This window comes from Pseudonocardia halophobica (genome assembly GCF_027922425.1).
GTDB lineage: Bacteria > Actinomycetota > Actinomycetes > Mycobacteriales > Pseudonocardiaceae > Pseudonocardia > Pseudonocardia halophobica.
Map to the genome: position 1 here is coordinate 17,291 of NZ_BSFQ01000042.1, position 24,932 is coordinate 42,222.

A 24,932-nucleotide genomic window follows, 5' to 3' on the forward strand; every position below is an offset into this window, starting at 1 on the left:
GCGACGGCGACTCAACTGAACTCAGCTCAGTCGTCTAGAGTCCGCTGTCGACGACAGGAGGCACAGGTGCGCGCGTTCAGGATGACCGGACCCCGCCGGGCCGCTCTGGTGTCGGTGCCCGACCCGGAGCCGGGGCCCGGCGAGGTGCGGCTGGACGTCCTGGCGGCCGGGATCTGCCACTCCGACCTGAACGTGCTCGACCACGGCGTCGGCGCGGGCTGGCCGCTGCCGATGACGCTCGGGCACGAGATCTGCGGGCGGGTGACGGCGCTGGGCGCCGGGGTGGAGGGGCTCGAGATCGGCTCCCAGGTCCTCGTGCACGCCCCGCTCGGCTGCGGACGCTGCGACCGCTGCGTCCAGGAACGGACGAACTACTGCGACGAGCGGGACCGGCTGTCCGCCGCCGGCGTCGGCCTCGGGGTCGACGGGGGCATGGCCGACGCCGTCGTGGTCGCGCAGGAGCGGCTGGTGTCTGCCGCCGGCCTCGATCCGGTGGCGGCGGCCACCCTCACCGACGCCGGGCTCACGTCCTTCCACGCGATCGAGGGCTGCGCTGCGGATCTGGCGGATCCGGGTTCGGTCGCCGTCGTGATCGGGGTCGGTGGGCTGGGGCACCTCGCCGTCGGACTGCTGCGCGCGCTGCGTCCCGCCCGGGTCGTTGCGGTCGACACCCGGGAGGCGGCCCGGCAGCTGGCGCGGGACTGTGGCGCGGACGTCGCCGTGGCGCCGGACGAGGCCGCCCCCGCGGTGGCGGCGATGGCCGGGCGGGGCGCCGACGTCGTCCTCGACTTCGCGGGCGCGCAGACGAGCATCGACCTGGCCGCGTCGCTGCTGCGGACGGCGGGGGTGCTCGTCCTCGTCGGGAGCGGCGGGGGAGTGCTGCGGGTCGCCAAGCCCGGGGTGCTGCGCACGGGTTTCCGCCTGCAGCTGCCGTTCTGGGGCTCGCGGGCCGAGCTCGCGGCCGTGGTGGACCTGGCGCGTCAAGGGGTCCTCGCCCCGCACACCACCGTGTTCCCGCTCGCCGACGCCGACCGGGCCTTCGACGAGGTGCGCGGCGGCAGGCTGACCGGCCGAGCGGTCCTGGTCCCCGACTAGCGGGCCGACCACCCGCCGTCGACGAAGACCTCGGACCCGGTCGTGTACCCGGCATCCGTGCTCGCGAGGAAGGCGACGGCCGCCGCGACCTCCTCGGGGTGGCCCAGCCGGCCCATCGGCGTGTTCGCCAGCATCGCGGCGTGCCGTTCCGTGCCGGCGAACCGGTCCAGCAGCGGGGTGGTCCCGATGAAGGCCGGGACGACGGCGTTCACCCGGATCCCGCGCGTCGCCCAGTGCAGGGCGGCGTTCATGGTCATCGAGCGGACGGCGCCCTTGGCGGCGGCGTAGGAGAAGCTGTTGGCCAGGCCACCCGTCGCGCCGAGGATCGAGGCGATGTTGACGATCGCCCCGCCGCCGCTGCGCTCGATCACGGGTCCGGTGTGCTTCATGCCGAGCCAGGTCCCGAGCTGGTCGACGTCGACGACCTGGTCCCACCGCTCGCGGCTCTCGGACTCCACGGTCCCGGTGCTGCCGATGCCGGCGTTGTTGACCAGCACGTCCACGCCGCCCCAGTGGTCCGCGACGGCGGCGACGACCTCGGCCCAGGCCTGCTCGTCCGCCACGTCGAGACCCAGCGCGAGGGTCGGCCCGTCGAGCTCGGCGCCGAGCTTCTCGCAGGCTGTGGGGTCCACGTCGGTCAGCGCGACGCGAGCGCCCTCGGCGCTCAGTCGCGCCGCGATCGCCGTGCCGAGGCCGCCGGTGGCGCCGGTCAGGATCACGCGGGTGTCGTCGAGTCGTCGCACAGGGTCTCCGGAACGGTCTGGTCAGACGGCGGTGTAGCCGCCGTCGACGGGGACGGCGGTGCCCGTGATGAACGATGCCTGCGCCGAGAGCAGGAACGCGACGGCGGTGGCGATCTCCGCGGGCGCCGCCGTGCGGGCGATCGGCGGGGTGACCCGGCCGGCGATGGCGGTGCGCGGCTCGGGCCGCAGGCCGTGGGGATCGTCGGCGCTGGACCGGGCCAATCCCGTGGCGACCGGCCCCGGGCAGACGCAGTTCGCACGGAGCCCGCGGTCCGCGTACTCCGCGGCGAGGCTGCGGGTCAGGGCGAGCACCGCCCCCTTCGACGCGTCGTAGGCACTGGACCGTCCGGCCGCCACCAGGGATCCGACGGAGCCGATGGTGACGATCGCCCCGCCGTCGGCGCGCAGGAGGTGGGGGAGGGCGGCACGGACGCAGAGGAAGGTCCCGGTGAGGTTGACGTCGACCAGGCGCCGCCACACGGCGAGCGGCATCTCGTCGGTCGGGGTGCCGTCGGTGACCCCCGCGCAGGTCACGAGCCCGTCAAGGCCGCCCAGCGCGTCGACCGCGGTGGCGAGGGCGGCGTCCACCGAGTCGGCGTCGGCGACGTCGCAGGGAACCTCGCGGGCCGCTGCGCCGCCGTCGGTCAGGGGCCGGAGGTCCAGAGCCGCAACGGAAGCGCCGTGCGCCGCGAGCAGGTCGACGGTCGCCCGTCCGATCCCGCTCGACGCTCCGGTGACGGCGATCCGCCGCCCCCGCAACGCGGGGTCCGTGGTCGGCAGCGTCATCGCGCCTCCTCGTCGTGTCGGTGACGGCAAGAACCTAACTGAACTCAACTCAGGAAGCTAGTGCTCTTGTCGCCGCGTCGCCCCCGGTCTACTCTTCGGCCCGACTCGAACTGAACTCATCTCAGTTGCATTTCACGAAGGAGTGGAGATGCGTCCTCGACCGACGAGCGCGCTGGCCGCGCTGGCGGCGGTGCTCGCCATCGTGCTGACCGCCTGCGGCGGATCCTCGTCCGGCGGCGGGGCCGCCGACGACGGGTCCGGCCCCATCAAGATCGGCGCGTGGATCCCGCTGTCCGGCCCGCAGGCCGCGTCGGGCGTGCCCCAGATGGAGGGAGCGAAGGCCTACTTCAGCTGGGTCAACGACCACGGCGGGATCAACGGCCGTCAGGTCGACTGGATCGTGAAGGACAACGCCTACGACCCGCAGCAGACCGTGCAGGCCGCACGGCAGCTCGTCGGGCAGGAGAACGTCGTCGCCATCGTCAACGCGAACGGCGTCGCCCCGTCCGAGGCCGCGTTCCCGTTCGTCCTCGAGCAGTCCCAGGTCCCGATCGTCGACCACTACGGTGGCGTCGCGAGCTGGTACACCCCGCCCCGACCGCTGCTGTTCGGGACGCAGACGCTCTACGAGGACCAGGCCGCGGCGATGGCGCAATGGGCGGTCCAGTCCGGGGCCCGCAAGCTGGTCGTGGTGCACGACGACCCGAAGGCGTTCGCCGACGTCGCCGCGCAGATCGGGCCGGCGGCGGAGCGGGAGCAGCCCGGCGTCACGACGACGGCGGTGCCCGTCAAGCTGGGGACCACGGACTTCGCGCCTGCCGTCAGCCAGGTGAAGGCCGCGGGTGGCGACGCGGTGATGCTGGTCCTCCCGGCGCCGGAGGCCGCGGCGTACCTGAAGGCCGCCGCCCTACAGGGTCTGTCCGTGCCGACCTACGGCTACGCCCCGACCGCATCGGGTACCACGGTGACGCTGGCCGGACCCGCCGCGGAGGGATTCCACTCGGTGTCGCTGGTCCGCTCGCCCACCGAGCAGACGCCGGAGATGCAGCAGTTCCGGGACGCGATCGCGAAGTACGCGCCGGGACAGCCCGCCGACTTCTCCACCCTGCTCGGCTACGCCAACGCGGCGGTCTTCGTGGAGATCGCCAAGACCATCCAGGGGCCGGTGACCTCGGAGTCGATCGCGGACGCGTACCGCAAGGCGTCGGACGTGAAGTCCGGGGTCGCGCCGGACATGTCGTTCTCGGCGCAGTCGCACCTCGGCACGCGGGACGTCCAGCGGGTCACCGTCCGGAACGGTCAGTGGGTCTCCGAGGGCGACTTCGTCAGCGCACCGGAGCGGGGGTAGGCCGTGGACCTCGACGAGGCACTCGCCACCACCCGCGCCGTCCGACGGCGCCTCGACCCCTCCCGCCCGGTGCCCGCGGACCTGGTCCGCGAGTGCGTGACCCTCGCGATGCAGGCCCCGGCGGGCTCGAACGTCGCGCGGACCCGGTTCGTCGTGGTGCGCGATCCCGCGTTGCGCGGCGCCGTCGCCGACCTCTACTCCGACGTGTACCTGAACTCCTACAAGGACTCCGAGGGGTACATCGGGCGCGTGCAGGTCGCGGACACCGAGGGGGCGGCCGCGCAGGAGCGCACCGGCCGCTCGGCCGACGCACTGGAACGCAGGCTGCACGAGGTCGACACGATCGTCATCGCCTGTCTCGACGGTGCCCGGCTCGACGGTGCCGCCGGGTTCGCCGGCGCGTCGCTGCTGGGCGGGGTCCTGCCCGCGGTCTGGAGCATGATGCTCGCCGCGCGGGCCCGCGGCCTGGGCACCTGCTGGACGACCATGCACCTCGCGCGGGAGAAGGAGGTCGCCGAGCTGCTCGACATCCCCTTCGACACGGTCCAGCAGGTCTGCCTCACGCCGCTGGCCTACACCGTGGGCACCGACTTCCGGCCCGCCCGCCGCCCGACGGCCGACGACGTCCTGTTCTGGGATCGGTGGGACGCCTCGGCGCCGCGGCCGCCCGCCGTCACGGGACTGATCACCTGATGAGCGAGCTGTTCCTCGTCGTGGTGAGCGGGATCGCCAGCGGTGCCGTCTACGGCCTGCTCGGGCTCGGTCTCGTGATCATCTACCGGGCCACCGACGTGGTGAACTTCGCGCTGGCGAGCATGGCCACGCTCGCCGTGTACGTCGCGCTCATGGTCGTGCAGCGCGGGCTCGGGGTGGGGGCCGCCGTGATCGCCGCGGTCCTCGTGGCCGTCGTTCTCGGGCTCGTCGTCCGCGAGCTGGTGATCCGCCCGCTCGGCACGGGGCGGCTGTTCGCGGCTCTGGTGATGACGATGGGGGTGTCGCTGATCGCCGAGGCGGTGATCAGCGACGTCTGGGGGACCGAGCCGCACGCCTTCCCGCCGCTGGTGGGGGGCACCGTGACGCTCGGCTCGGCGACCCTCGCCACCCAGGACCTGGTGGTGATCGGGGTGTCCGCCGTCGCGATGCTCGCCGTGGGCTACCTCTTCACCCGCACCACCCTGGGCTCGGCGATGCGCGCGGCGGCCGAGTCGGCCGCCACCGCGCAGATCGTCGGCGTGCCCGCGCAGCGGGTCGCGCGCATCGCGTGGGCGCTCGGCCTGGGGCTCGCCGCGCTCGCGGCGGTCCTCTACGTCCCCCGGGTCGGGCTCGCGCCGACGGTGCTGGCCGCCCCGCTGTTCCGCGCGTTCGCCGGCATCTTCCTCGGGGGGCTGACCAGCATGCACGGCGCGGTGATCGGCGGCGTTGCGATCGGGGTGCTGGAGAACCTCGCCGCCTCCTACGTCTCGGCGAACTTCCGCGACACCTTCGTCTTCGCGCTGACGATCCTCATCCTGCTGCTGCGGCCGCAAGGCCTCTTCGGCACCCGCAGCTTCGAGAGGGTCTGAGCGCCATGATCCTGACCTGGAAGGTGGCGGTGCGTGCGGTCCTCGGCCCGGTGGCCGCGGTGCTGCTCGTGGTGCTCGTCGAGAGCGGGCTCCTGCCCGGGTACCAGGCGTACTCGGTGGCCCTGGCCGCGACCTACACGATCCTGGTGCTGAGCGTCGGGCTGCTGGCGGGCTGGGCGGGCATCTGGTCAGTGGGCCATCCCGCGCTGTTCGCCATCGGCGCCTACACGGTCGCCTACGGCTCGGCGCACGGCTGGACGTCGGAGCCGACGGTGCTCGTGGCGATGCTGCTCGCCGGCGGCTGCGGTGCGTTCCTCGGGTTCGCCGGGGCGCGCTTCTCGGTGCTCTACATCGCCCTGCTCACCCTGGCCTTCAGCCTCGTCGCGCTCGAGGTCATCAACCGCTGGGTCGACGTGACCGGCGGGGACCAGGGCGTCCCGGTCACCGACCTGCCCAGCGTGACGGGCGCGGGCTCGCTCGGCGCCGGCGGTCCGGAAGCCGTCGTGGCGGCCATCCTGACCGCCGGGATCGTCGTCGGGATCGCCGTGCTGGCCCGCTCGACGAGCCTGCGGATGCGGATGGTCGCGGCGAAGTCGCACCCGGTGGTGGCCCGGTCGGTCGGGATCGCACCGGAGGCGCAGAGCGCCCTCGCGTTCGGCGTGAGCGGCGCCGCGACCGGACTGGCCGGCGCCCTGCTCGGGTTGATCACCGGCTTCGTCAGCCCGGAGACGTTCTCGCTGACCCTGGGGATCAACACCGTCGCCGCGGCGGTGCTCGGGGGCGTCGGTGCGGTCGGCGGAGGGGTGTTCGGCGGGATCTTCCTGGCGTTCGCGCCGAGCCTGGCCGGGCTGCTGGGCGTCGACCAGCTGATCCTGCAGGGGGCACTGTTGATCCTCGCGTTGCTGCTCCTGCCCGCCGGGGTGGTGCCCGCGCTCGGGAGCGTGCTGCGCACGCTCCTGCGGCGGGTGCGCCGGCCGGGCGAGCCGTCGGTCGTCGAGCCCCCGGACGAGCCGGCCCCCGCGCCGGCCGCGGAGCGACGGACGCTCGAGGTCGCGGACCTCGGCGTGGCCTTCGGCGGGCTGCAGGCGCTCGAGGGGGTGTCGCTCTCGGTACCCCCGGGTGAGGTCCTCGCGATCATCGGGCCGAACGGGGCCGGCAAGACGACGCTGGTCAACGCCCTGTGCGGCCTCGTCTCCGGCGGCCGGACGGCGGGCTCGGCGACCTTCGGCGGCGTCGACCTGCTGCGGGCGCGCGCGACCCGTCGCCGGCGGCTCGGCATCGGCCGCACCTTCCAGCACGCCGAGGTCTTCACCGAGCTGACGGTCGCCGAGAACCTGCTCTGCACCACGCGGTGGACCACTCCGACGCGGCGACGGGCGGTCGACGCCCTGCTCGGCAGGATCGGCCTCGCGGGCCAGGGGGACGTGCAACCCGACCAGCTGCCCTTCGGCCCGCAGAAGCGGCTCGACCTCGGGCGCGCCGTCGCCGAGCAGCCCGGCCTGCTGATCATGGACGAGCCGTTCGGCGGGCTGGACGCCGAGGAGCGCAGGCTGCTCGCCGGCCAGATCCAGGGCCTGCGCGCGGCGGGGACGTCGGTCGTCGTGATCGACCACGTCCTGGAGGACCTGTTCGCCGTCGCGGATCGGGTGGTGGCGTTCGACTTCGGCCGCCCGATCGGCTCCGGCGCGCCGGAGGAGATCCTGGCCGACGACCGCGTCCGCAGCTCCTACCTCGGGACGACGTCCGCGCAGCAGCCCCGCGCGTCCACCGGCGCCGAGGGACCGCCCGCGATCGCGCTGTCCGGGGTGACCCATCGGTACGGCGGGGTGACCGCGCTCGACGGCGTCGACCTGGCCGTGCACCCCGGCGTCGTCCTGGCGGTGGTCGGGGCGAACGGCGCAGGGAAGAGCACGTTGGGCCAGATCCTGCACGGCACGCTCAGTCCGTCCTCGGGCACGCGGACCACCGACGGCGACGTGCGCAGCAGCCTGGTCCCGGAGGGCCGAGCGCTCTTCCGGACGCTGTCGGTGCGGGAGAACCTGGAGGTGGCCGGGTACGCCGCGGGCATCTCCGGGCGGGACCTGCGGTCCCGGATCGACCAGGCGGTCGAGTGGCTGCCCGAACGCGTCCGGACCCGCCTGTCCATCCCGGCGGCGGCGCTGTCCGGGGGCGAGCAACAGCTCCTCGCCATCGCTCGCGCGTTGATCGCCGACCCACGCCTCGTCGTCGTCGACGAGCCGGCGCTGGGTCTCGCGCCCGCCCTCGTCGACGAGGTGTACGGGCGGATCACCGGCCTCGCCGAGGAGGGGGTCACCGTCGTGGTGCTGGAGCAGCTCCTCACCCGGGCCCTCGCGGTGGCCCACGAGGTGGTCGTGCTGCACGAGGGCGTGGTCCGGGCGACCGGCTCGCCCGACGATCCGGACTTCGCCACGCGGGCCGAACGGGCCTATTTCGGGTCGCCGGTCAGCGGCGGCGTCCGCGCCGGCTGATCACCCCTTGACAGCGGCGCTGTCGGCCCCCAGTATCCAATATGAATTCAGTTCAGTTTCAGGAGGAACCATGGCAGTCGAGGACGACATCCAGTTCGAGCGTGACGGTCACGTGGCGCGGATCTGGCTGAACCGACCGCACAAGCGCAACTGCATCACCGTGCCGATGCTGCACAAGCTCGACGAGTACATCACCGAGATCGAGGCGGACTCCGAGCTCCGCGTCGTGGTGGTGCGCGGCCGGGAGAACACCTTCTCCTCGGGCTTCGACCTCGACAGCCTGCAGTCGGACTTCATCGGGACCAGCACCGCGATGGACGTCGCGGTCGTGTCGGCGAAGGTCTGCGACCGGCTCTACAACATGACCAAGCCGTCGGTGGCGGTGCTCGAGGGCTACGTGACCGCGGGCGGCTTCGAGGTGATGATCTCCTGCGATTTCGCGATCGCGGACGAGACCGCGCAGATCGGCGACTTCCACATCCGCCGCGCGCTGTTCGGCGGCGCCGGCCCGATCTACCGCCTGCCGCGCATGCTGGGCATCCGCAAGACCAAGGAGCTCATGCTCACCGGCAAGCTGCTCTCGGGCAAGGAGGCGGACGAGTTCGATCTGGTCAACGCCAGTGCCCCCGCCGAGAAGCTCGACGAGACGGTGGAGGAGTTCATCAGCCACCTCACCGACAAGAGCCCGTTCCAGATGAAGCTCACCAAGATGGCGATCGACCGCGGCCTCGACGCCGACATCGCCTCGCTGATGGTGCTGGAGCACCTGGCCGTGGGCGTCACGCTGAACTCGGAGGACGCCGCCGAGGGGGTCGCGGCCTTCCTGGAGAAGCGCGACGCCAAGTGGACCGGGCGCTGACCGCGTGGTGATCGCGTCGGCGGTCCCGCGGGGGGCCGCGGGCCGCCGGCGCCCACGACCGGCCAGGGCCTGTGGAGGGATGAGATGACGGAGACAGTCGACACGGCGGTCGATGCGGACCCGGTCCTCGCGCACCGCGTGCGCGCGCGGCTCGGCCTCGGCGAGGCCCACGCGCTGGCCGTCCTCGAGGGCGGCCGGTCGGGCCTGACCTACACGATCGGGACAGGCTCGGACCGGGCCGTGGTCAAGGCGGTACCCCCGGGCCGCAGGCCGGTGGGACGCAACGACGTCCTCCACCAGGCCGCGATCCTGGAGGCGCTGGCCGACACGGCGGTCCCGGCGCCCGCGGTGCTCGCCCGCGACACCGAGCAGCCGGCCTGGTTCGCGATGGAGTTCGCCGCGGGGCAGGCCGCGGAGCCGGTCCTCGAGGTCGATGCTGCGGTCGAGCCCGCGCTGGCGCGGACCCGGATGCTCGAGGCGGCGCGGATCCTCGGCGCGCTGCACGCCGTGCCGCTCGACGTCGTGGAGCAGAGCCTGGCCGACACCGGCGGGACCCTGCCCGAGGCCACCACCGCCGACGGCGAGGTGGCCCGCTGGGCGAAGACGATGAACGCCGTGCCGGAGGACCTGCGGCCGGGTGGCGCGGAGCTGGTCGAGCGGCTGGCCGCCGCGGTCCCGGTACCGGTGGCCCCGGTGATCGTGCACGGCGACTTCCGTCTCGGGAACCTGCTGTTCACGGACGCGACGCCGACCGCTCTGGTCGACTGGGAGATCTGGAGCGTCGGCGACCCGCGGGTGGACCTCGGCTGGTTCGGGGTGTTCACCGACGGGGCGCTGTTCCCCGGCTCAGGCCGGGTCGTCGAGGGCCTCCCGAACGAGGCCGACCTCGCCGGGGCGTACCGCGCGGCCCGGGGCGCCGACGGCGGCACCTCGGCCGATGCCGTCTGGTTCAGCGCGCTGGGCCGGATGAAGATGGCGGCGATCATGGGTCACAACCTGCTGCGCCACCGCACCGGCGCCCACCACGACCCGGTGCAGGAACAGCTCCCGGCCAGCATCACGGCGTTGATCACCGACGGCCTGCGGCTGCTGGAGGGGACCCGATGAGCATCCCCACCCCGGCGAAGCTGTTCGATCTGACGGGCCGCACCGCGCTGGTGACCGGGGCGTCGTCCGGTCTGGGCGAGCGGTTCGTGCGCGTGCTCGCCGCCGCGGGCGCCACGGTCTGGGCGGCGGCGCGGCGCAAGGAGCGCCTCGACGCGCTGGCCGCCGAGGTCCCCGGGCTCCGCACGGCGGCCGCGGACGTGTCGTCGGAGGCGGACCGCGCCGCGCTCGTCGAGCGGGTGGTGGCGGAGTCCGGCCCGATCGACGTGCTGGTCAACAACGCGGGATCCGGCAGCCCGGCCACACCGCACCGTGAGACGAGCGCCGAGTTCGCGGACGTCCTGGGGCTCAATCTCACCGGCCCCTTCCACCTGGCGCAGCTCGCCGCGGCCGCGGCGAGCGGACGCCCGTTGTCGATCGTGAACGTCAGCTCGATCGTCGGGCTGGTGTCCACGGCGCCGCGCGGCGGCGCGAGCTACGCGGCGAGCAAGGCGGGCCTGATCGGCCTGACCCGGCAGCTCGCCGGCCACTGGGGCCGCGACGGCGTGCGCGCCAACGCGCTGGCCCCCGGCTGGTTCCGGACCGAGATGAACGACGCGATGTTCACCGACGACGCGTCGGTGCGCTGGATCGAGCGCAACACCCTGCTGCGTCGGGGTGGTGACCCGGGCGAGCTGGACGGGGCGCTGTTGTTCCTCGCCTCGGCCGCCTCCACCTACTGCACCGGGCAGGTCCTGGCGGTCGACGGCGGGTGGACGGCCCGATGACCGCCCCGACCGAGAGCTCCCTCGCGGACTACGCCGCGACCGCCCGGACCTGGCTGGCCGAGCAGCTCGTCCTGCGAGGCGACGCGCCGCGCGAGTCCGTGGCGGTGTTCCACGATCTCCCCTTCGACGACGAGCGTGCCCTGTTGGGCCGCATCCAGGACTGGTTCCGTGCGCGGTACGACGCCGGCTATGGCGCGATCTCGTGGCCGGTCGAGCACGGCGGGGCCGGCCTGACGGCGCTGCACGAGGAGGCCTTCGCAGCGGTCGAGCGCGAGTTCGAGACGCCCGGGCAGCACGAGCTGACCTCGGTGTCGACCGAGCTGATCGCGTCGACCGTGCAGCTGTTCGGCACGCCGTCGCAGAAGGAGATGCTGGTCCGGCCGCTGCTCCGCGGCGACGCCCTGGCGTGCCAGCTGTTCTCCGAGCCGTCGGCGGGCTCGGACCTGGCCGGGCTCGCGACCCGGGCGGTGCGCGACGGCGACGAGTGGGTCGTCAACGGGCAGAAGGTGTGGAGCTCCGGCGCGCAGTTCGCGGGCTGGGGCGAGCTGATCTGCCGCACCGACCCGGACGTCCCGAAGCACAAGGGGCTCACCGCGTTCCTGCTGCCGATGGACACCCCCGGGGTGGACGTGCGGCCGCTGCGGCAGATGTCGGGGGGCTCGTCGTTCTGTGAGGTGTTCCTCGACGACGTCCGGATCCCGGACTCGCTGCGCCTCGGCGATGTGGGCGGCGGCTGGGGAGTCACGCTCGCCACGCTCGGCTTCGAACGGGGGTCGTCCGGGGCGAACATGGACCTCGGCGGCGGGTTCGCCCAGCTCGCGGACGATGCGCGCCGGCTCGGTCGGACCGGGGACCCGGACGTCCGGCGGGTGCTGGCGGACGTCTGGATGGCGGAGAAGGTCGCGGCCCTGTCGGCGCAACGCGACCGGGAGACCCGGCTGGCCGGCGGCGAACCGGGTCCCATGGGCTCGCTGCGCAAGCTCGACTGGGCCGGACGGCTCACGCTCGTCTCCGAGGCGGCGGCGCTGGTGCTCGGCCCGCGGCTGGTCGCGGACACCGGAGACGGGACCTACCGCTGGACCGAGCACTACCTGGGCGCGCCGGGCTACCGGATCGCCGGTGGTTCCGACGAGGTGCAGCGGACGATCATCGCGGAGCGCCTGCTGGGGCTGCCCGCGGAGCCCCGAGGCGATCGGGGCGTGGCGTGGAAGGACATCCCGAGATGAGCTCTCTCGATGCGGCGGTCGCGGCCGCCCGGGCCGTCGACCAGCCGTTGGCCGGTCGACGGGCGCTGGTCACCGGCGGATCGCGCGGACTGGGCCGCGAGATCGCCATCGCGTTCGCCGCGGCGGGCGCGGACGTGGCGGTGGCCTCGAGGAAGAAGGACGCGTGCGAGGAGCTGGCCGAGGAGCTGGCGGCGGCGACCGGGCGGCGGGTGAGCGCGCACGCGGCGCACGTCGGCGACTGGGACCGGCTCGACCCGCTGCTCGACGAGGTGGAGCAGGAGCTCGGCCCGCTGGACGTGCTGGTGAACAACGCGGGCATGGCGCCGCTGTACTCCTCGCTCGAGGAGGTGTCGGAGGCCCTGTTCGACAAGGTCTTCGCGGTCAATGTCCGTGGCCCGTTCCGGCTGATGGCCGCCGCGGGGAAGCGGATGGTGGCCCGGGGTGGGGGCGCGATCCTCAACATCTCGTCGATGGGGTCGCAGCGCCCGACGGCGGGCGACCTGCCCTACACGGCGGCCAAGTCGGCGTTGAACACACTGACGGCGGGGTTCGCGCAGGAGTACGGGCCGTCGGTGCGGGTGAACACGATCCTGGCGGGTCCGTTCGCCACCGACATCAGCAAGGCCTGGGACCCGGAGGCGGTGGCGCGCATGGCGCAGGACTGGCCGGCGAAGCGGGTCGGCGAGCCGCACGAGATCGTGGGTGCGGCGCTGTACCTCTGCGGGCCGCACGCCACGTACACGACCGGCGCCTTGCTCGCCGTCGACGGCGGACGGCTGGCGGCGCCGTGATCGCCGGGAAGACGACCGTCGACGACGCCCTGTTCGTCGAGACCGCGGAGGGCCCGGCGCTGCTCGGCAGCCGGTGCACGGACTGCGCGGCCCACACCTTCCCACGCCAGGGCGGCTGCCCGCGCTGCACGGGGTCGGCGATGGAGGACGTGCCGCTGTCCCGGACGGGCACGCTGTGGTCGTGGACGGTGCAGGGGTTCCGGCCCAAGCCGCCCTACACCGGCACCGAGGCCTACGAGCCCTACGGCGTCGGGTACGTCGAGCTGCCCGGGCAGCTGATCGTGGAGACCCGGCTGGTCGAGACCGACCCGGTGAAGCTGGAGATCGGCATGGCCGTGGAGCTGGTCCTCGCCCCCTTCCGGGACGACGAGTTCGGCTGGCCGGTGCACACGTTCGCCTTCACGGGGGTGTCGGCATGAGCGGGGTCGCGATCGTGGGGATCGGGATGCACCGGTTCGGGCGCACCGAGGGGGTCTCGGGCCGGGCGCAGGCGGTCCACGCGGCGCGGGAGGCGTTGCGCGACTGTGGACTGCGCTTCTCCGACATGCAGTTCGGGTTCGGCGGCTCGCACTCTGCGGGCGACGCGGACACCCTGGTCTCCGAGCTCGGGCTGACCGGGCTGCCGTTCATCAACGTGGCCAACGGCTGCGCGACGGGCGGGTCGGCGCTGATCGCCGCAGATTCCGCGATCCGCTCCGGGCAGCACGACGTCGGCATCGTGATCGGGTTCGACAAGCACCCGCGCGGGGCCTTCAACACCGACCCGGCCGAGCACGGCATCGGGGCCTGGTACGGCGAGACCGGGCTGATGGTCACCACGCAGTTCTTCGGCCTGAAGATCCAGCGCTATCTGCACGAGCACGGCATCGCACCGGGCGTGCTGGCCACGATCGCGGAGAAGGCCTTCCGCAACGGCGCCCGCAACCCGATGTCGTGGCGGCGCAAGGAGATCGACGCCGCGCAGATCGCGGCCGCCCCGATGATCTCGCACCCGCTGACCCAGTACATGTACTGCTCGCCCGCCGAGGGCGCGGTCGCGTTGGTGCTGTGCCGGGCGGACAGGGCCCGCGAGTACACCGAGCACCCGGTGTTCCTGCAGGGCGCGGCGTTCCGCTCCCGCCGGTACGGGTCGTTCGAGGTGTTCTCGCCCTGGACGGCCGCGGAGCGGGCGGACTCGCCCACGGTGGAGGCCTCCGCGGCGGCGTTCGCGGCGTCGGGGATCGCCCCGTCGGAGGTGGACGTGGCGCAGATCCAGGACACCGAGTCCGGCGCCGAGCTGATGCACATGGCCGAGACGGGGCTGTGCGCGCACGGCGAGCAGGAGGAGCTGATCGCCTCCGGGGCGACCGCGATCGAGGGCACGCTGCCGGTCAACACGGACGGTGGCTGCCTGGCCAACGGCGAGCCGATCGGCGCCTCCGGCCTGCGGCAGGTCTACGAGAACGTGCTCCAGCTGCGCGGGGACGCGGGGGAGCACCAGGTCCCGGGGGACCCGCGCGTCGGGTTCACCCACGTCTACGGGGCGCCGGGCATCTCCGCCTGCACCGTCCTGACCCGGTAGGAGCGAGTCGATGAGCTGGGGATTCGAGAACGACCCCGAGGTCCAGGAGGAGCTCGACTGGGTCGAGGAGTTCGTCCGCACCGAGATCGAGCCCGTCGACCAGGTGATCGAGCACGCCTGGAACCCGCGGGACCCGGTGCGCAACGCGCTGATCAAACCCCTGCAGCAGCGGGTCCGTGAGAAGAAGCTGTGGGCCTGTCACCTGGGCCCGGAGCTGGGTGGGCGCGGCTACGGGCAGCTGCGGCTGGCGCTGCTGAACGAGAAGCTGGGCCGCACCCACTCCGGGCCGGTGGTGTTCGGCTGCCAGGCCCCGGACTCCGGCAACGCCGAGATCCTGGCCCACTACGGCACCGACCACCTCAAGAAGACCTACCTCGAGCCGCTCATCGAGGGCGACATCGTGTCGTGCTTCTCGATGACCGAGCCGCACGGCGGGTCGGACCCGACGGGCTTCCGCACCACCGCCCGTCTCGAGGGCGACGAGTGGGTCATCAACGGGGAGAAATGGTTCTCCTCCCACGCCCTGTGGGCGGAGTTCCTGATCGTGATGGCGGTGACCGAGCCGGACGCTCCGGGACACAAGTCGATGTCGATGTTCGTCGTGCCCGCGGACACCCCGGGGATCGAGCGGGTCCGAGACGTGTCGGTGTGGGGGCACGACGAGCCGGTCGGCAGCCACAACTACCTGCGCTACACCGACGTCCGGGTGCCGGCGGAGAACATCCTCGGCGAGCGCGGCCAGGCCTTCGCCGTGGCCCAGACCCGCCTCGGCGGCGGCCGCATCCACCACGCGATGCGCACGGTCGGGCTGGTGCAGGCGGCCTTCGAGATGATGAAGCGCCGCGCGGTGTCCCGGACCAGCAAGGGTGAGCGGCTCGCGGACAAGCAGCTGGTGCAGGAGATGATCGCGGACTCCTGGATCCAGCTCGAGCAGTTCCGGCTGCTGGTGCTGCGCACGGCCTGGCGGATCGACCGGTACAACGACTACCGCGAGGTCCGCGCGGACATCTCCGCGGTCAAGGCGGCCATGCCGAAGGTCCTCGCGGACGTCGCCGGGCGGGCCATCCAGGTCCACGGCTCGCTGGGCATCAGCAAGGAGCTGCCCTTCGGCAAGTGGGTCATGGAGTCCTTCCACATGGGACTCGCCGACGGGGCCACCGAGGTCCACAAGGTCAACCTCGCCCAGTTCCTGTTGCGCGGCACGGAACCCGACGACGGCCTGTTCCCGCCCTACACCCTCCCCGTCCGTCAGGCAGAGGCCCGCCAGCGGTTCGCCGACGTGCTGGCTGCCGTGGACGACGGTGAGCCCGCATGATCCCCCGGCTCACCCCGGACGCCGACGCCGAGGACCTGCGCGCGGCGGTCCGCGACTTCCTGGCACGGCACACCGAACCCGCGCGAGAGCCCGACCGGCCATGGGACCCGACGGTCTGGAAGCGGCTCGCAGGCGAGCTCGGCGTCGTGGCCCTCGACGTCCCGGAGGCGGCGGGCGGGGCGGGCGCGACCTTCCGCGAGGTCGGCGTGGTCGCCGAGGAGCTGGGCCGGTCCCTGGCCCGACTGCCATGGTTCTCCACGGCGGTCCTCGGCGTGGGCGTGCTGCTCCACACCGGGGGGAACGACGAGCTGCTCGCCGAGCTGGCCGCGGGATCGACGACCGCGACCCTCGCCGAGCGCGAGGCGCCGAGCGGGCAGGCCACCCGGGCGGAGGAGGACGCCGGCGGGTGGCGGCTGACCGGGGGCAAGACGCTCGTCGTCGAGGGCGCCACGGCGGACCTGCTGTTCGCCGTCGCCGCGGTCGACGGGGAGCCCGCGCTCTTCGTCGTCGACGCGGAGGCCGACGGCCTCATCCGCGCGCCGATGCGGGCGCTGGACCCCAATCGGCAGCTGGCGGACGTGGTGTTCGACCGGACCCCGGCGACGCTGCTCGCCGCCGACGCGCAGGCGGTGCTCGACCGCGTGCACGACCGCGCGGCCTCGGCGCTGGCCTGCGAGCAGACCGGGGGAGCAGCGGCGGCCCTGGAGCTGTCCGCGACCTATGCGGCACAACGGCTGCAGTTCGGCCGCCCGATCGGCAGCTTCCAGGCGATCAAGCACCGGTGCGCCGACATGGCCGTGCGGGTGGAGGCGGCCCGCTCGGCGTCGCTCTGGGCCGCGGCCACCGCGGCGGACGATCCCGCGGAGCTGCCGACCGCCGCGGCCACCGCCGCCCTCGTGTGCGGCGACGCCTACCGCTGGGTCGCCGCCGAGACCGTGCAGGTCCACGGCGGTATCGGCTTCACCTGGGAGCACCCCGCGCACCTGCACGTCCGGCGGGCGGCGACGACGGCGGTCCTGGTGGCCGAGCACGCCGCGCACCGGGAGACCCTGCTCGCACGGCTCGGCATCTGAGAACACTTCGACGCAGAGAGGCGACGACGCATGCCCGACGCACCGACCCCGACCGACCCGGTCGACCTCCTCGTCCTCGGCGGCGGCATGGCGGGCATGACCGCCGCCGCCCGCGCCGCCCGGTCCGGGCTGCGGGTGGCCGTCGTGGAGCGGGCCCCGGAGCTGGGGGGCTCGGCGCAGTTCGCCGGCTACCTCTGGACCGCCCCGGACACCGCGACGATGGACGAGATCAACCCGCACGGGGATCCGGAGCTCAAGGCCGCCGTGGTCGGCCGGTTCGCCGACGCCGTCGCGTTCCTCCGGGACCTGGAGGTCCCCCTTGCGGACGCGGTCACGATCCTGCGGTTCGGCCGCGGCCACGCGTTCGACACCAGCCTCTACATCGACACGTGCCGGCGAGCCGTGCTCGCCCAGGGGTCGGTCACCACCGGCGCGCAGACCACGAAGCTCACGATCGACGCCGAGGGCCGGGTCTCCGGCGCGGAGCTGCTCCTCGCAGACGGCTCGACCCGCACCGTGCGGGCCGGCGCGACCCTGCTGGCGACCGGCGGGTTCCAGGCGGACGCGGAGCTGCGTGCGCGGTACGTGCACGCGCAGGCCCGGGACGTGGCCCTGCGCTCCAACCCCTGGAGCAGCGGTGCCGGGCTGCGGCTGGCCACGGACGCGGGCGGGGCCGTGACCGGCGAGGGGAGCGGCTTCTACGGGCACCTGGTCCCGGCCCGCGTGGACCTGGAGCCCGAGCACTTCGTCGACCTCGCCCTCTACTACAGCGAGCACGCGCTGCTGTTCAACCTCGCCGGCGAGCGCTTCGTCGACGAGACCGTGGGCGATCACCTGACCACCATGGCGCTGCTCGACCAGCCGGAGGGCCGAGGCCTGCTGGTGACGGACGCCCGCGGCTACCGGGAGTACGTCACGGGGTCCTATGTGGAGGGTGCGCCCGCCACCGACAAGCTCGCGCTGGCCCGGCGGAAGGGCGGCCGGTGCGTCGTCGCCGACGACGCGGACGACTTCCGCGCCATGCCGGAGGAGTGGGGCTACGACGGGGAGCGGATCGCCGACGAGGTGGCCCGGCTCGCCGGCGGGGCGCCGCCGAGCCCGCCGCGCGCGATCGACCCGCGGCCGCTCGCCGAGGCGCCCTACTACGTCGTCGAGGTCGCGGCCGCGCTCACCTTCCCGTTCGCCGGGATCCGGATCGACGCGCGGGGACGGGTCCTCGGCGCGTCGGGGGACGTGGTGCCCGGGCTGTACGCGGCGGGATCGGACGTCGGCGGGATCTACGCCGGCGCCTACGCGGGCGGCATCGCCGCCGCCGCCGCGACCGGCCTCGCCGCGGCGGACGACGTGGTGAGCGCGAAGTGAACCCGGTTCGGGCACGCGGCTAGGCTGAGCCACCGGATGAGGGAGTGGTGACGTGAGCATCGAGGCTCTGACCGAGGCGGACGACGGGCCGCGGTCGAAGCGGCCCGCGATCCTGGCCGCGGCCGTGGAGTGCTTCGGCGAGGTCGGTTACGAGGCCACCAAGTGGTCCGAGGTGGCGGACCGGGTCGGCATCGGGCAGACCGCGCTCTACCACTACTTCGAGTCCAAGGCGCACTGCCTGCTCACGATCATGCGGCTCGGGCTGCGCAACTCCGACGCCGCGTTCCGCGAGGCCACGGCGGGGGCGTCCAGCTCGTCGGACGCCCTGCGGGCCGCGGTCGAGGCCGCGTACGCGCTCTCGCCGCAGGAGGTGCAGCAGAACCGCATCCTGCAGAGCAACATCGCCCTGCTGGCCAACGAGCGGGCCTCGCGCCGCGAGGAGACCGAGCGGCAGGCGTGCCGCGAGCTCGTGGCGCAGGTCGAGCACAACTGGGCGGAGCTGCTCGAACGCGGGATGGCCGCGGGGGAGTTCCCCCGCCGCGATCCCCAGATGATGGCCCGTAGCCTGCTCGGCCTCGTTGTCGGCGTCTGGCGCTGGTACCGGCCCGGCGGCCCGCTCGAGCTGCGGACCATCTCGGACTTCATCACCGGGTGCTGCGTGCGGATGGTGGCGGGTCGGGAGCCGGACGCCGGCTGAACCCCTTGCCTCCGGGCTCGGGCCTGCCTAGTCTGAACCAAATCGAACTGAACTCAGCTCAGGCTCGCGGAGCGGGTCGGTCGTGGACCCTCCACGCGGGGCCCACCGTCAGGGAGGACGGTCGACATGATCATCGAGGACTACTACGCGCAGCTCGACGGTGCGACGCCGCTGGCGGGGCTCGACCTGGTGGAACCGGACGTCGAGTTCCTGATCGCGCTGCCGGGCCGGGAGATCACCGGTTCCGGCCGGGCCGATCTCGAGGCGTACATCGCCGGGCGGCCCGCCGTCGGGCGGCGCCACCGGGTCGTGTCCCGCGGAACCGACGGCGACGTGGAGATGATCTACGGGATCATCACCGAGGGCGACGGCCGGGGGACCGGCTCGTTCTCCTCAGTGGCGCTGGTGTCGCCGGACAAGCGCCTGGCCCGCTACCAGGCCTTCTTCCACCCCACGTTCGGGATGTTCCCGCTGCCGACGGGCGGCGCCGCATGAGCGCCCCCTTCCTGGCGAAGTGGTTCGACACCCTCGACGGCGGTTCCCCCGACGACATCCTCGACATGATCGCGCCGGACTTCCGCTTCTCGATCGTGTTCGGCACGGGTGGGGAGGCGGCTCGGGACTTCGCGGGCGGCCGGGAGGCGATGGAGGGCTACCTTCGTCAGCGGGAGAAGGGCGTGCTCACCCACCACGTGTTGTCGTCCTCGACCGTCGGGTCGGACGAGCTGGTCCTCGGCCAGGCCCGCCGCGGTGGGAAGTTCGAGTCGACGTTCGTGGCCGCGGCCCGGTTGGACGACTCGGGGCGGGTGGTCGGTCTGATGATCGGCCGCTCCCCGGAGTTCGACATCGAGGCCTGAGAGACCCGGAGGAGACCGGAGATGTTCAACCTCGCCCTGCTCGCCGCCCGTCCGTCGGACTGGACCCACGAGCAGTTCATCACCTGGTGGCGCGGCGAGCACGCCGAGGTGACCTACCCGCTGCCGGGGCTGCGGGCCTGGCGTCACACCGCCGTCTCGAGCGCCCTCGAGCCGCGATCGGAGGGGTGGGACGGCCTGTCGGTGCTGAGCTTCGACGACGAGCAGGCCGCCCGCGCCGCGCTCGCCAGCGAGGAGTGGGCCGCCGCCGTGCGGCACGTCGGCGACATGCGGGGCAGACGGATCGCCCTGCTCGGCGACGAGCGCGAGATGTTCCGGGCCTGACGATGCGACAGCTCGTTCTGGACCTGGACCGGCGCGCCGCGGCGGCGCCGGACGACGTCGTCGCGATCGACGCCGACGGGCCGCACCGGCTCGCCGCGATCCTGGAGCAGGGCGCCGTGCTGGCCGCGGCGCTGCGCGAGGCGACCGGCCCCCGCCCCACGTTGCTGGTGCAGGCGGACAACTCGTGGCGCACCGTCGTCGCCGCCGTGGCAGTGGGCAGGCTCGCGGGCACGCTCGCCCTGATCAGCAGGCACGCGACTCGGCAGGAGTTCGCCGCGGCGTGCGAGGACATCGACCCGGACGCCGTCGTCGCCGCCCCCGGCATCAGTCGGGACTGGGCGGTCGGGCTCCCTGCCGCGGGCGAGGTCCTGGACGGCTGGCGGCTCGCGGCCCGGCCCGCCCGTGACGGCGACCGGTGGCGGGGTGGGGTCGTCATCGGTCTGACCTCGGGCTCGACCGGCCGCGCCAAGGGTGTCGTGCAGTCCGAGGAGTCGCTGCGCTACGCCGGGCAGGCCACGATCGACGCGGTCGGGCTACGGCCCGGGGACACGGTCGCCGCACTCGTCCCGCTGTCGTCCGCCGCCGCCGTCTGCTTCGGCCTGTACCTGCCGCTCATGCTCGGCGGGCGTGTGCTGCTGGCGGACCGCTGGGACCCGGCCGCCGCGGTCGACCTGATGGCCGAGCACGAGGCCCGCTGGACGATGTGCGTGCCCACGATGGCGCTGCAGATGGGCGGGGCCGCCCGCGAACCGGGCCTGCTGACCGCGATGGCCGCGATGACCGTCGGCGGCGGTCCGATGGACGCGGGCGCGCTGGGTCGGGCCGAGCAGCACCTCGGGACGCGCTTCCTGCGGGTCTTCGGGATGTCGGAATGCCTGGGCCACACGACCTCGCTCCCCGGCGACACCGCCGAGAAACGGCTCGGGACCGACGGCGTCCCCTTCCCGGGCACCGAGCTGCGGGCCGTCGACGAGGGCGGCGCGCCGCTCCCTGCCGGGGCGGCCGGACGGGCCCAGGTGCGCGGCCCCTCGCTGTTCGAGGGCTACGCGCGGGCCGGGACCGTGGTCCCGCCCGAGCTGACCGCGGACGGGTTCTTCCCGACCGGCGACCTCGTCGAGACCGCCTCGGACGGCACGATCTCGATCAAGGGTCGGGAGAAGGACATCATCATCCGCGGCGGGCGCAACATCGACATCACCGAGGTCGAGACCGCGGTGGCCCGCCATCCCCAGGTCGACCAGGTCTGCGTGGTCCCGGTGCCGGACGAGGTGCTGGGGGAGCGGATCGCGGTCCTGCTGGTCACCGAGCGGGCCGATCTCGACCTCGCCGAGCTTCAGCGTCACCTCGGCGAGCTCGGCCTGATGAAGGGCAAGTGGCCGGAGTTCGTGTTCCGGGTGGAGGCGCTGCCGCAGAACCGGGTGGGCAAGCTCTCCCGCCCCGACGCGTCCCGGCTGGCCCGCGAGCTGCGGGACGGGGCCCCGGCGTGACGACGGCGGCCCGCCGGTTCGAGGGCTCCGTCGCCGTCGTCACCGGGGCCGGCTCCGGCCTCGGGGCCGCGGCGGCCGAGCGGCTGGCCGTCGAGGGGGCCACCGTCGCACTGCTCGACCGCGACCTGCGGGCCGTGGCCGAGCTGGCCGACGAGCTCCCCCACGCCACCGCGCACGAGGTCGACGTGACCGACGCAGTCGCCGTCGACACCGTGATCGACACGGTGGCCGCCCGGCACGGTCGGATCGACGCCCTGGTCAACAACGCCGGCGTGGTCGGCCCGCAGGTGCCGGTCCACGAGACGACCGACGCGATCTGGTCGACCGTCATGCGGGTCAACGCCGACGGCGCGTTCCACGTGCTGCGCGCGACCCTGCGGACCATGGTCGCGGGCGAGGGCGGTGCCGTGGTGAACATGGCCTCCTCGTCCGGGTTGTCCGGCAAGCCCAACATGGCGCCGTACAGCTTCTCGAAGGCCGGGATCGTCGGGCTGACCCGCTCCGCGGCCATCGAGTACGCGGCCCGCGGGGTGCGGGTCAATGCCGTTGCCCCGACCGCCGTCCGTACACCGCTGGTGGAGCGGCACATCCAGAACGCGCCCGACCCGTGCGCGATGGAACGTCTGGTCACCTCCCAGACACCGATCCCCGGGCTGCCCACGCCCGCGGACGTCGCCGGGGTGGTGGCGTTCCTGCTCTCCGCCGAGGCCGCGTGGATCACCGGCCTCACCGTGCCTGTCGACGGCGGGTACCACGCCACCTAGCAGTCACCATCCACGACCTACGGGCCACGGCCCGGGTCGACGCAGCGCGAAGGAGCGCCGATGTCCCAGGTCACTCCCGAGGAGGCGGCCCGCACCGGCCGGCGGGCGAGCATCGCCGCCGCCGTCGGTACCGCCATCGAGTACTACGACTTCGCGATCTACGGCTACCTCGCCGTCGTCCTCGCGCCGTTGTTCTTCCCGAGCCAGGACGGGCTCGTCGGCGTCTTGTCCACGCTGGTCGTCGTCGCCGGCGGGTTCGCGGCCCGCCCGCTCGGTGGAGTGATCTTCGGGCGGATCGGTGATCGACGTGGCCGACGCATCGTGCTCATGGCGACGGTGAGCCTGATGGGCGTCTCGACCGTGCTGACGGGACTCCTGCCGACCTTCGCCACCATCGGCGTCGCCGCGCCGATCCTGCTCGCCGTGCTGCGGATCGTGCAGGGCATCTCTGCCGGCGGCGAGATCGGCGGGGCCGCCTCGTTGGCGACCGAGTCCGCCCCGGCACGACGCCGCGGCCTGTTCGGCTCGGCAACGTCCGTCGGTGTCGCGTTCGGCTTGGCGGGTGCTGCGGCCGCTGTCGGGACCGTCACCGCGGTCACGACTCCCGAGCAGCTCGCCTCGTGGGGCTGGCGCATCCCGTTCCTCATCGCCGGCCCTCTGCTTCTCGGCGCGGTGCTCTACCGGATGCGGGTGGAGGACTCGCCGGTGTTCAAGGAGCTGGTTCAGGACTCCGAGCCGGTGAAGGCCCCCGTGACCGAGGTTCTCCGCAAACACGGCAGCGCCGTGCTGCGGACCGTCGGCATCGTCTACGCCACGTTGACGACCGGCAGCCTCGCCTCGGTGTACATCCTGGTGCACCTCTCAGCGGTGCTCGGGTACCCGCTGACGGGTTCGCTGTGGTTGATCGTGTTGATCGTGCTGCTGCCGATCGGGTTGGTGCCGTTGGCTGGTGCGCTGAGCGACCGGTTCGGGCGTCGAGCCGTGCTGGCAGCGGCGGCGCTCGGGTTCATCGTCCTGGCGGTGCCCTGTTACTGGGTGATGCAGCAGGGCTCCCTGGTCTGGGCCATGGTGGCGGCGATCATCCTGAACATCCCCTTCGCCGTGCAGCAGGGCGTGCTCTACACCCTGCTCCCCGAGCTGTTCCCGACACGCGTTCGCTACACCGGCGTCTCGATCGGCTTCAACATCGGCGGAGTGCTGGGCTCGGGCCTGGTCTCGGTGATCGCGACCGCGTTGGTCACGTTGACCGGCAACACGTTGGCGCCCGCGTTCTACTTGATCTTCGCCGCCCTCGTCGGCCTCGCGTTCGTCGCGATCACCCGCGAGACCTCCCGAGACACCCTCGGGAGCGAGGACACCGAGAGCTCGACGCTGGGCAGCTCGTCCACCGCGCGGACCTGAAGGACGGCGACGTGCTGTCGGACCATCCCCCGCTTCCACGGACTCGGTGATCCTCGCCCGACTTCCCGGGTTTCCGACGCGGTATCGGCGCCCTACGTGAGAACCAGTTCCGTCGACGACACGTTCGGTCATGCGCTGCGAGACCTGGACAACCCGGACCAGCGCGACGCCCCGCTGGAGGGGGTCGCGTGGCACGGCAGGACCTCTCCGATCTGCCGTTCATGCTGGTCACAAGGCATGAACTGAGCCTGTCGATCATCAGTGGAGACGGCTGTTCGCGTTGTGATCGGTGGTAAGCGGTGACCAGAACGTCGACCGGCGGCGTCCTTCGGCGACGAGCTACCTCGACGCGAGGGGTCGGTCATCCCGGAAGGTGTGCGCCCGTCATGAGCTCGGCGAGGTCATCGGGACGCAGGAACGACGGCGGCGGGGGCGGCCCCCAGGAGAAGAGGCCCTTCGCTCCCTCGAGCGTCTCCGGGGTCCAGAGTTGGTCGTCGACCACGGAGTCCATGTCGGAGTAGTACTCGGAGAAGTTCCCGGCAGGGTCCTTGAGGTACCAGAAGAAGTTGGAGCCGGCGTGGTGGCGGCCCAGCCCCCAGACGTGGCGGTCGGGGTCCTGCTCGAGCATGGCGGCGGCGCCGCGGCCGACGTCGTCGATGTCGTCGACCTGCCACGAGGTGTGGTGCAGGAAGCTGACGGGGGCGTTGAGGGCCAACACGTTGTGGTGGTCGGTGGAGCAGCGCATGAAGGCGCCCGCGCCGGCGACGCGGTCGGAGAGCTTGAAGCCGATGCCGTCGAGGAAGAAGCGCTCTGTGGTCGTGACGTCGGTGGTGCCGAGCACGACGTGGCCGAGCTTGCGGGGGCGGACCGGGTCCGTGCGCAGGATCCCGGGAGCCCGCGTCCCAGCGCGCTCGATCCGGCCCGGCCCGTTGTAGGGGGTGGGCGGGACGGTCGGCTGGGTGATCCGCGGGGTGACCGCCACGTGGACGGCGACGCGGCTGGCCGATTCCTCGCTGATCAGCCGGTCGGCCCGGCGTTCGGCGGCGATCCCGAGGCGGTCGAGGCCGGCGGCGGCGCGGTCGAGGTCGTCGGGGTGGTCCGCGCCGACGGTGATCGCGATCAGCCGGCGGATCGGGGTCTCGACCAGGCGGAGCTGTTCGCCGCCGTCGGCGGTGGCGAAGCGCCGCTCGGTCGGGTCGTCCGCTCCGAGCGGGCGGAGTCCGAAGTCGGTGTAGTAGCGGGCGGTCTCGTCGAGGTTCGGGACGCCGACGACGACCGACGCCAGGCGGTGCAGGGCCATCTC

Annotated in this window: 25 protein-coding genes; 22 read left to right on the forward strand and 3 right to left on the reverse strand. The window is 73.2% G+C overall.

The window, feature by feature from the left end; all coding sequences use genetic code 11:
- Nucleotides 1-66: 66 nt before the first annotated feature.
- Nucleotides 67-1,095 carry an alcohol dehydrogenase catalytic domain-containing protein gene (locus PKE99_RS31450; protein ID WP_231498312.1) on the forward strand — a complete coding sequence of 343 codons (1,029 nt, stop codon included), beginning with the start codon at nt 67-69 and terminating at the stop codon, nt 1,093-1,095.
- Here PKE99_RS31450 and PKE99_RS31455 read toward each other — a convergent pair.
- On the reverse strand, nt 1,092-1,838 hold the full coding sequence (locus PKE99_RS31455; protein WP_037048960.1) for an SDR family NAD(P)-dependent oxidoreductase: 747 nt from the start codon (nt 1,836-1,838) through the stop codon (nt 1,092-1,094). The genes PKE99_RS31450 and PKE99_RS31455 overlap by 4 nt on opposite strands.
- A gap of 21 nt (nt 1,839-1,859) precedes the next feature.
- Complete coding sequence (locus PKE99_RS31460) at nt 1,860-2,624, reverse strand: SDR family NAD(P)-dependent oxidoreductase (protein ID WP_037048958.1); 765 nt, start codon at nt 2,622-2,624, stop codon at nt 1,860-1,862.
- A 148-nt stretch (nt 2,625-2,772) separates the two neighbouring features.
- Between PKE99_RS31460 and PKE99_RS31465 the strand changes: the two genes are divergently transcribed.
- The 21 genes from PKE99_RS31465 to PKE99_RS31565 all read left to right on the forward strand — a co-directional run bounded on the left by PKE99_RS31465 (nt 2,773) and on the right by PKE99_RS31565 (nt 23,629).
- The gene (locus PKE99_RS31465; RefSeq protein WP_037048957.1) at nt 2,773-3,972 is read left to right on the forward strand and encodes an ABC transporter substrate-binding protein; all 1,200 of its coding nucleotides are present in this window, start codon (nt 2,773-2,775) and stop codon (nt 3,970-3,972) included.
- Nucleotides 3,973-3,975: 3 nt separating this feature from the next.
- A complete protein-coding gene (locus tag PKE99_RS31470; protein WP_037048956.1) occupies nt 3,976-4,665 on the forward strand; it encodes a nitroreductase family protein in 690 nt (229 codons plus the stop codon).
- Nucleotides 4,665-5,534 (forward strand): branched-chain amino acid ABC transporter permease, encoded by an 870-nt coding sequence (locus tag PKE99_RS31475; protein ID WP_037049268.1) that lies wholly within the window; start codon nt 4,665-4,667, stop codon nt 5,532-5,534. The genes PKE99_RS31470 and PKE99_RS31475 overlap by 1 nt, the downstream gene beginning before the upstream one ends.
- 5 nt (nt 5,535-5,539) lie before the next feature.
- Nucleotides 5,540-8,023, forward strand: a complete 2,484-nt coding sequence (locus PKE99_RS31480) for an ATP-binding cassette domain-containing protein (protein WP_051737797.1) — start codon at nt 5,540-5,542, stop codon at nt 8,021-8,023.
- Between the two features lie 70 nt (nt 8,024-8,093).
- Nucleotides 8,094-8,882, forward strand: coding sequence for an enoyl-CoA hydratase/isomerase family protein (locus PKE99_RS31485; protein ID WP_037048955.1), 789 nt, complete (start codon nt 8,094-8,096; stop codon nt 8,880-8,882).
- A gap of 84 nt (nt 8,883-8,966) precedes the next feature.
- Complete coding sequence (locus tag PKE99_RS31490; protein ID WP_037048952.1) at nt 8,967-9,989, forward strand: phosphotransferase family protein; 1,023 nt, start codon at nt 8,967-8,969, stop codon at nt 9,987-9,989.
- Complete coding sequence (locus PKE99_RS31495) at nt 9,986-10,753, forward strand: SDR family NAD(P)-dependent oxidoreductase (RefSeq protein ID WP_037048948.1); 768 nt, start codon at nt 9,986-9,988, stop codon at nt 10,751-10,753. Before PKE99_RS31490 ends, PKE99_RS31495 begins: the two co-directional genes overlap by 4 nt.
- Complete coding sequence (locus tag PKE99_RS31500) at nt 10,750-11,979, forward strand: acyl-CoA dehydrogenase family protein (protein ID WP_037049263.1); 1,230 nt, start codon at nt 10,750-10,752, stop codon at nt 11,977-11,979. The genes PKE99_RS31495 and PKE99_RS31500 overlap by 4 nt, the downstream gene beginning before the upstream one ends.
- Entirely contained in the window at nt 11,976-12,770 is a 795-nt protein-coding gene (locus PKE99_RS31505) for an SDR family NAD(P)-dependent oxidoreductase (protein WP_037048945.1), read from the forward strand. Before PKE99_RS31500 ends, PKE99_RS31505 begins: the two co-directional genes overlap by 4 nt.
- Nucleotides 12,767-13,189, forward strand: a complete 423-nt coding sequence (locus PKE99_RS31510) for a Zn-ribbon domain-containing OB-fold protein (RefSeq protein WP_037048942.1) — start codon at nt 12,767-12,769, stop codon at nt 13,187-13,189. The genes PKE99_RS31505 and PKE99_RS31510 overlap by 4 nt, the downstream gene beginning before the upstream one ends.
- The gene (locus PKE99_RS31515) at nt 13,186-14,331 is read left to right on the forward strand and encodes a thiolase family protein (RefSeq protein ID WP_037048939.1); all 1,146 of its coding nucleotides are present in this window, start codon (nt 13,186-13,188) and stop codon (nt 14,329-14,331) included. Before PKE99_RS31510 ends, PKE99_RS31515 begins: the two co-directional genes overlap by 4 nt.
- A gap of 10 nt (nt 14,332-14,341) precedes the next feature.
- The gene (locus tag PKE99_RS31520; protein WP_037048937.1) at nt 14,342-15,646 is read left to right on the forward strand and encodes an acyl-CoA dehydrogenase family protein; all 1,305 of its coding nucleotides are present in this window, start codon (nt 14,342-14,344) and stop codon (nt 15,644-15,646) included.
- The gene (locus tag PKE99_RS31525) at nt 15,643-16,719 is read left to right on the forward strand and encodes an acyl-CoA dehydrogenase family protein (RefSeq protein ID WP_037048934.1); all 1,077 of its coding nucleotides are present in this window, start codon (nt 15,643-15,645) and stop codon (nt 16,717-16,719) included. Before PKE99_RS31520 ends, PKE99_RS31525 begins: the two co-directional genes overlap by 4 nt.
- Nucleotides 16,720-16,749: 30 nt before the next feature.
- Entirely contained in the window at nt 16,750-18,081 is a 1,332-nt protein-coding gene (locus PKE99_RS31530) for an FAD-dependent oxidoreductase (RefSeq protein ID WP_037048931.1), read from the forward strand.
- Nucleotides 18,082-18,133: 52 nt separating this feature from the next.
- A complete protein-coding gene (locus PKE99_RS31535) occupies nt 18,134-18,778 on the forward strand; it encodes a TetR/AcrR family transcriptional regulator (RefSeq protein WP_037048929.1) in 645 nt (214 codons plus the stop codon).
- Nucleotides 18,779-18,904: 126 nt separating this feature from the next.
- Nucleotides 18,905-19,273 carry a hypothetical protein gene (locus tag PKE99_RS31540; protein ID WP_037048927.1) on the forward strand — a complete coding sequence of 123 codons (369 nt, stop codon included), beginning with the start codon at nt 18,905-18,907 and terminating at the stop codon, nt 19,271-19,273.
- Nucleotides 19,270-19,635, forward strand: coding sequence for a nuclear transport factor 2 family protein (locus tag PKE99_RS31545; RefSeq protein ID WP_037048925.1), 366 nt, complete (start codon nt 19,270-19,272; stop codon nt 19,633-19,635). Before PKE99_RS31540 ends, PKE99_RS31545 begins: the two co-directional genes overlap by 4 nt.
- A gap of 21 nt (nt 19,636-19,656) precedes the next feature.
- Nucleotides 19,657-19,977, forward strand: coding sequence for an EthD family reductase (locus tag PKE99_RS31550; protein ID WP_037048922.1), 321 nt, complete (start codon nt 19,657-19,659; stop codon nt 19,975-19,977).
- 2 nt (nt 19,978-19,979) lie between these two features.
- Nucleotides 19,980-21,464: a class I adenylate-forming enzyme family protein gene (locus tag PKE99_RS31555; RefSeq protein ID WP_037048921.1), complete on the forward strand. Its 1,485-nt coding sequence runs from the start codon at nt 19,980-19,982 to the stop codon at nt 21,462-21,464.
- Entirely contained in the window at nt 21,461-22,228 is a 768-nt protein-coding gene (locus PKE99_RS31560; protein ID WP_037048920.1) for an SDR family NAD(P)-dependent oxidoreductase, read from the forward strand. Before PKE99_RS31555 ends, PKE99_RS31560 begins: the two co-directional genes overlap by 4 nt.
- 60 nt (nt 22,229-22,288) lie before the next feature.
- Nucleotides 22,289-23,629 carry an MFS transporter gene (locus PKE99_RS31565; protein ID WP_037048918.1) on the forward strand — a complete coding sequence of 447 codons (1,341 nt, stop codon included), beginning with the start codon at nt 22,289-22,291 and terminating at the stop codon, nt 23,627-23,629.
- A gap of 361 nt (nt 23,630-23,990) precedes the next feature.
- Here the strand turns inward: PKE99_RS31565 and PKE99_RS31570 are convergent, their stop codons facing one another.
- Nucleotides 23,991-24,929 carry a VOC family protein gene (locus PKE99_RS31570; protein ID WP_037048915.1) on the reverse strand — a complete coding sequence of 313 codons (939 nt, stop codon included), beginning with the start codon at nt 24,927-24,929 and terminating at the stop codon, nt 23,991-23,993.
- Nucleotides 24,930-24,932: the final 3 nt, after the last annotated feature.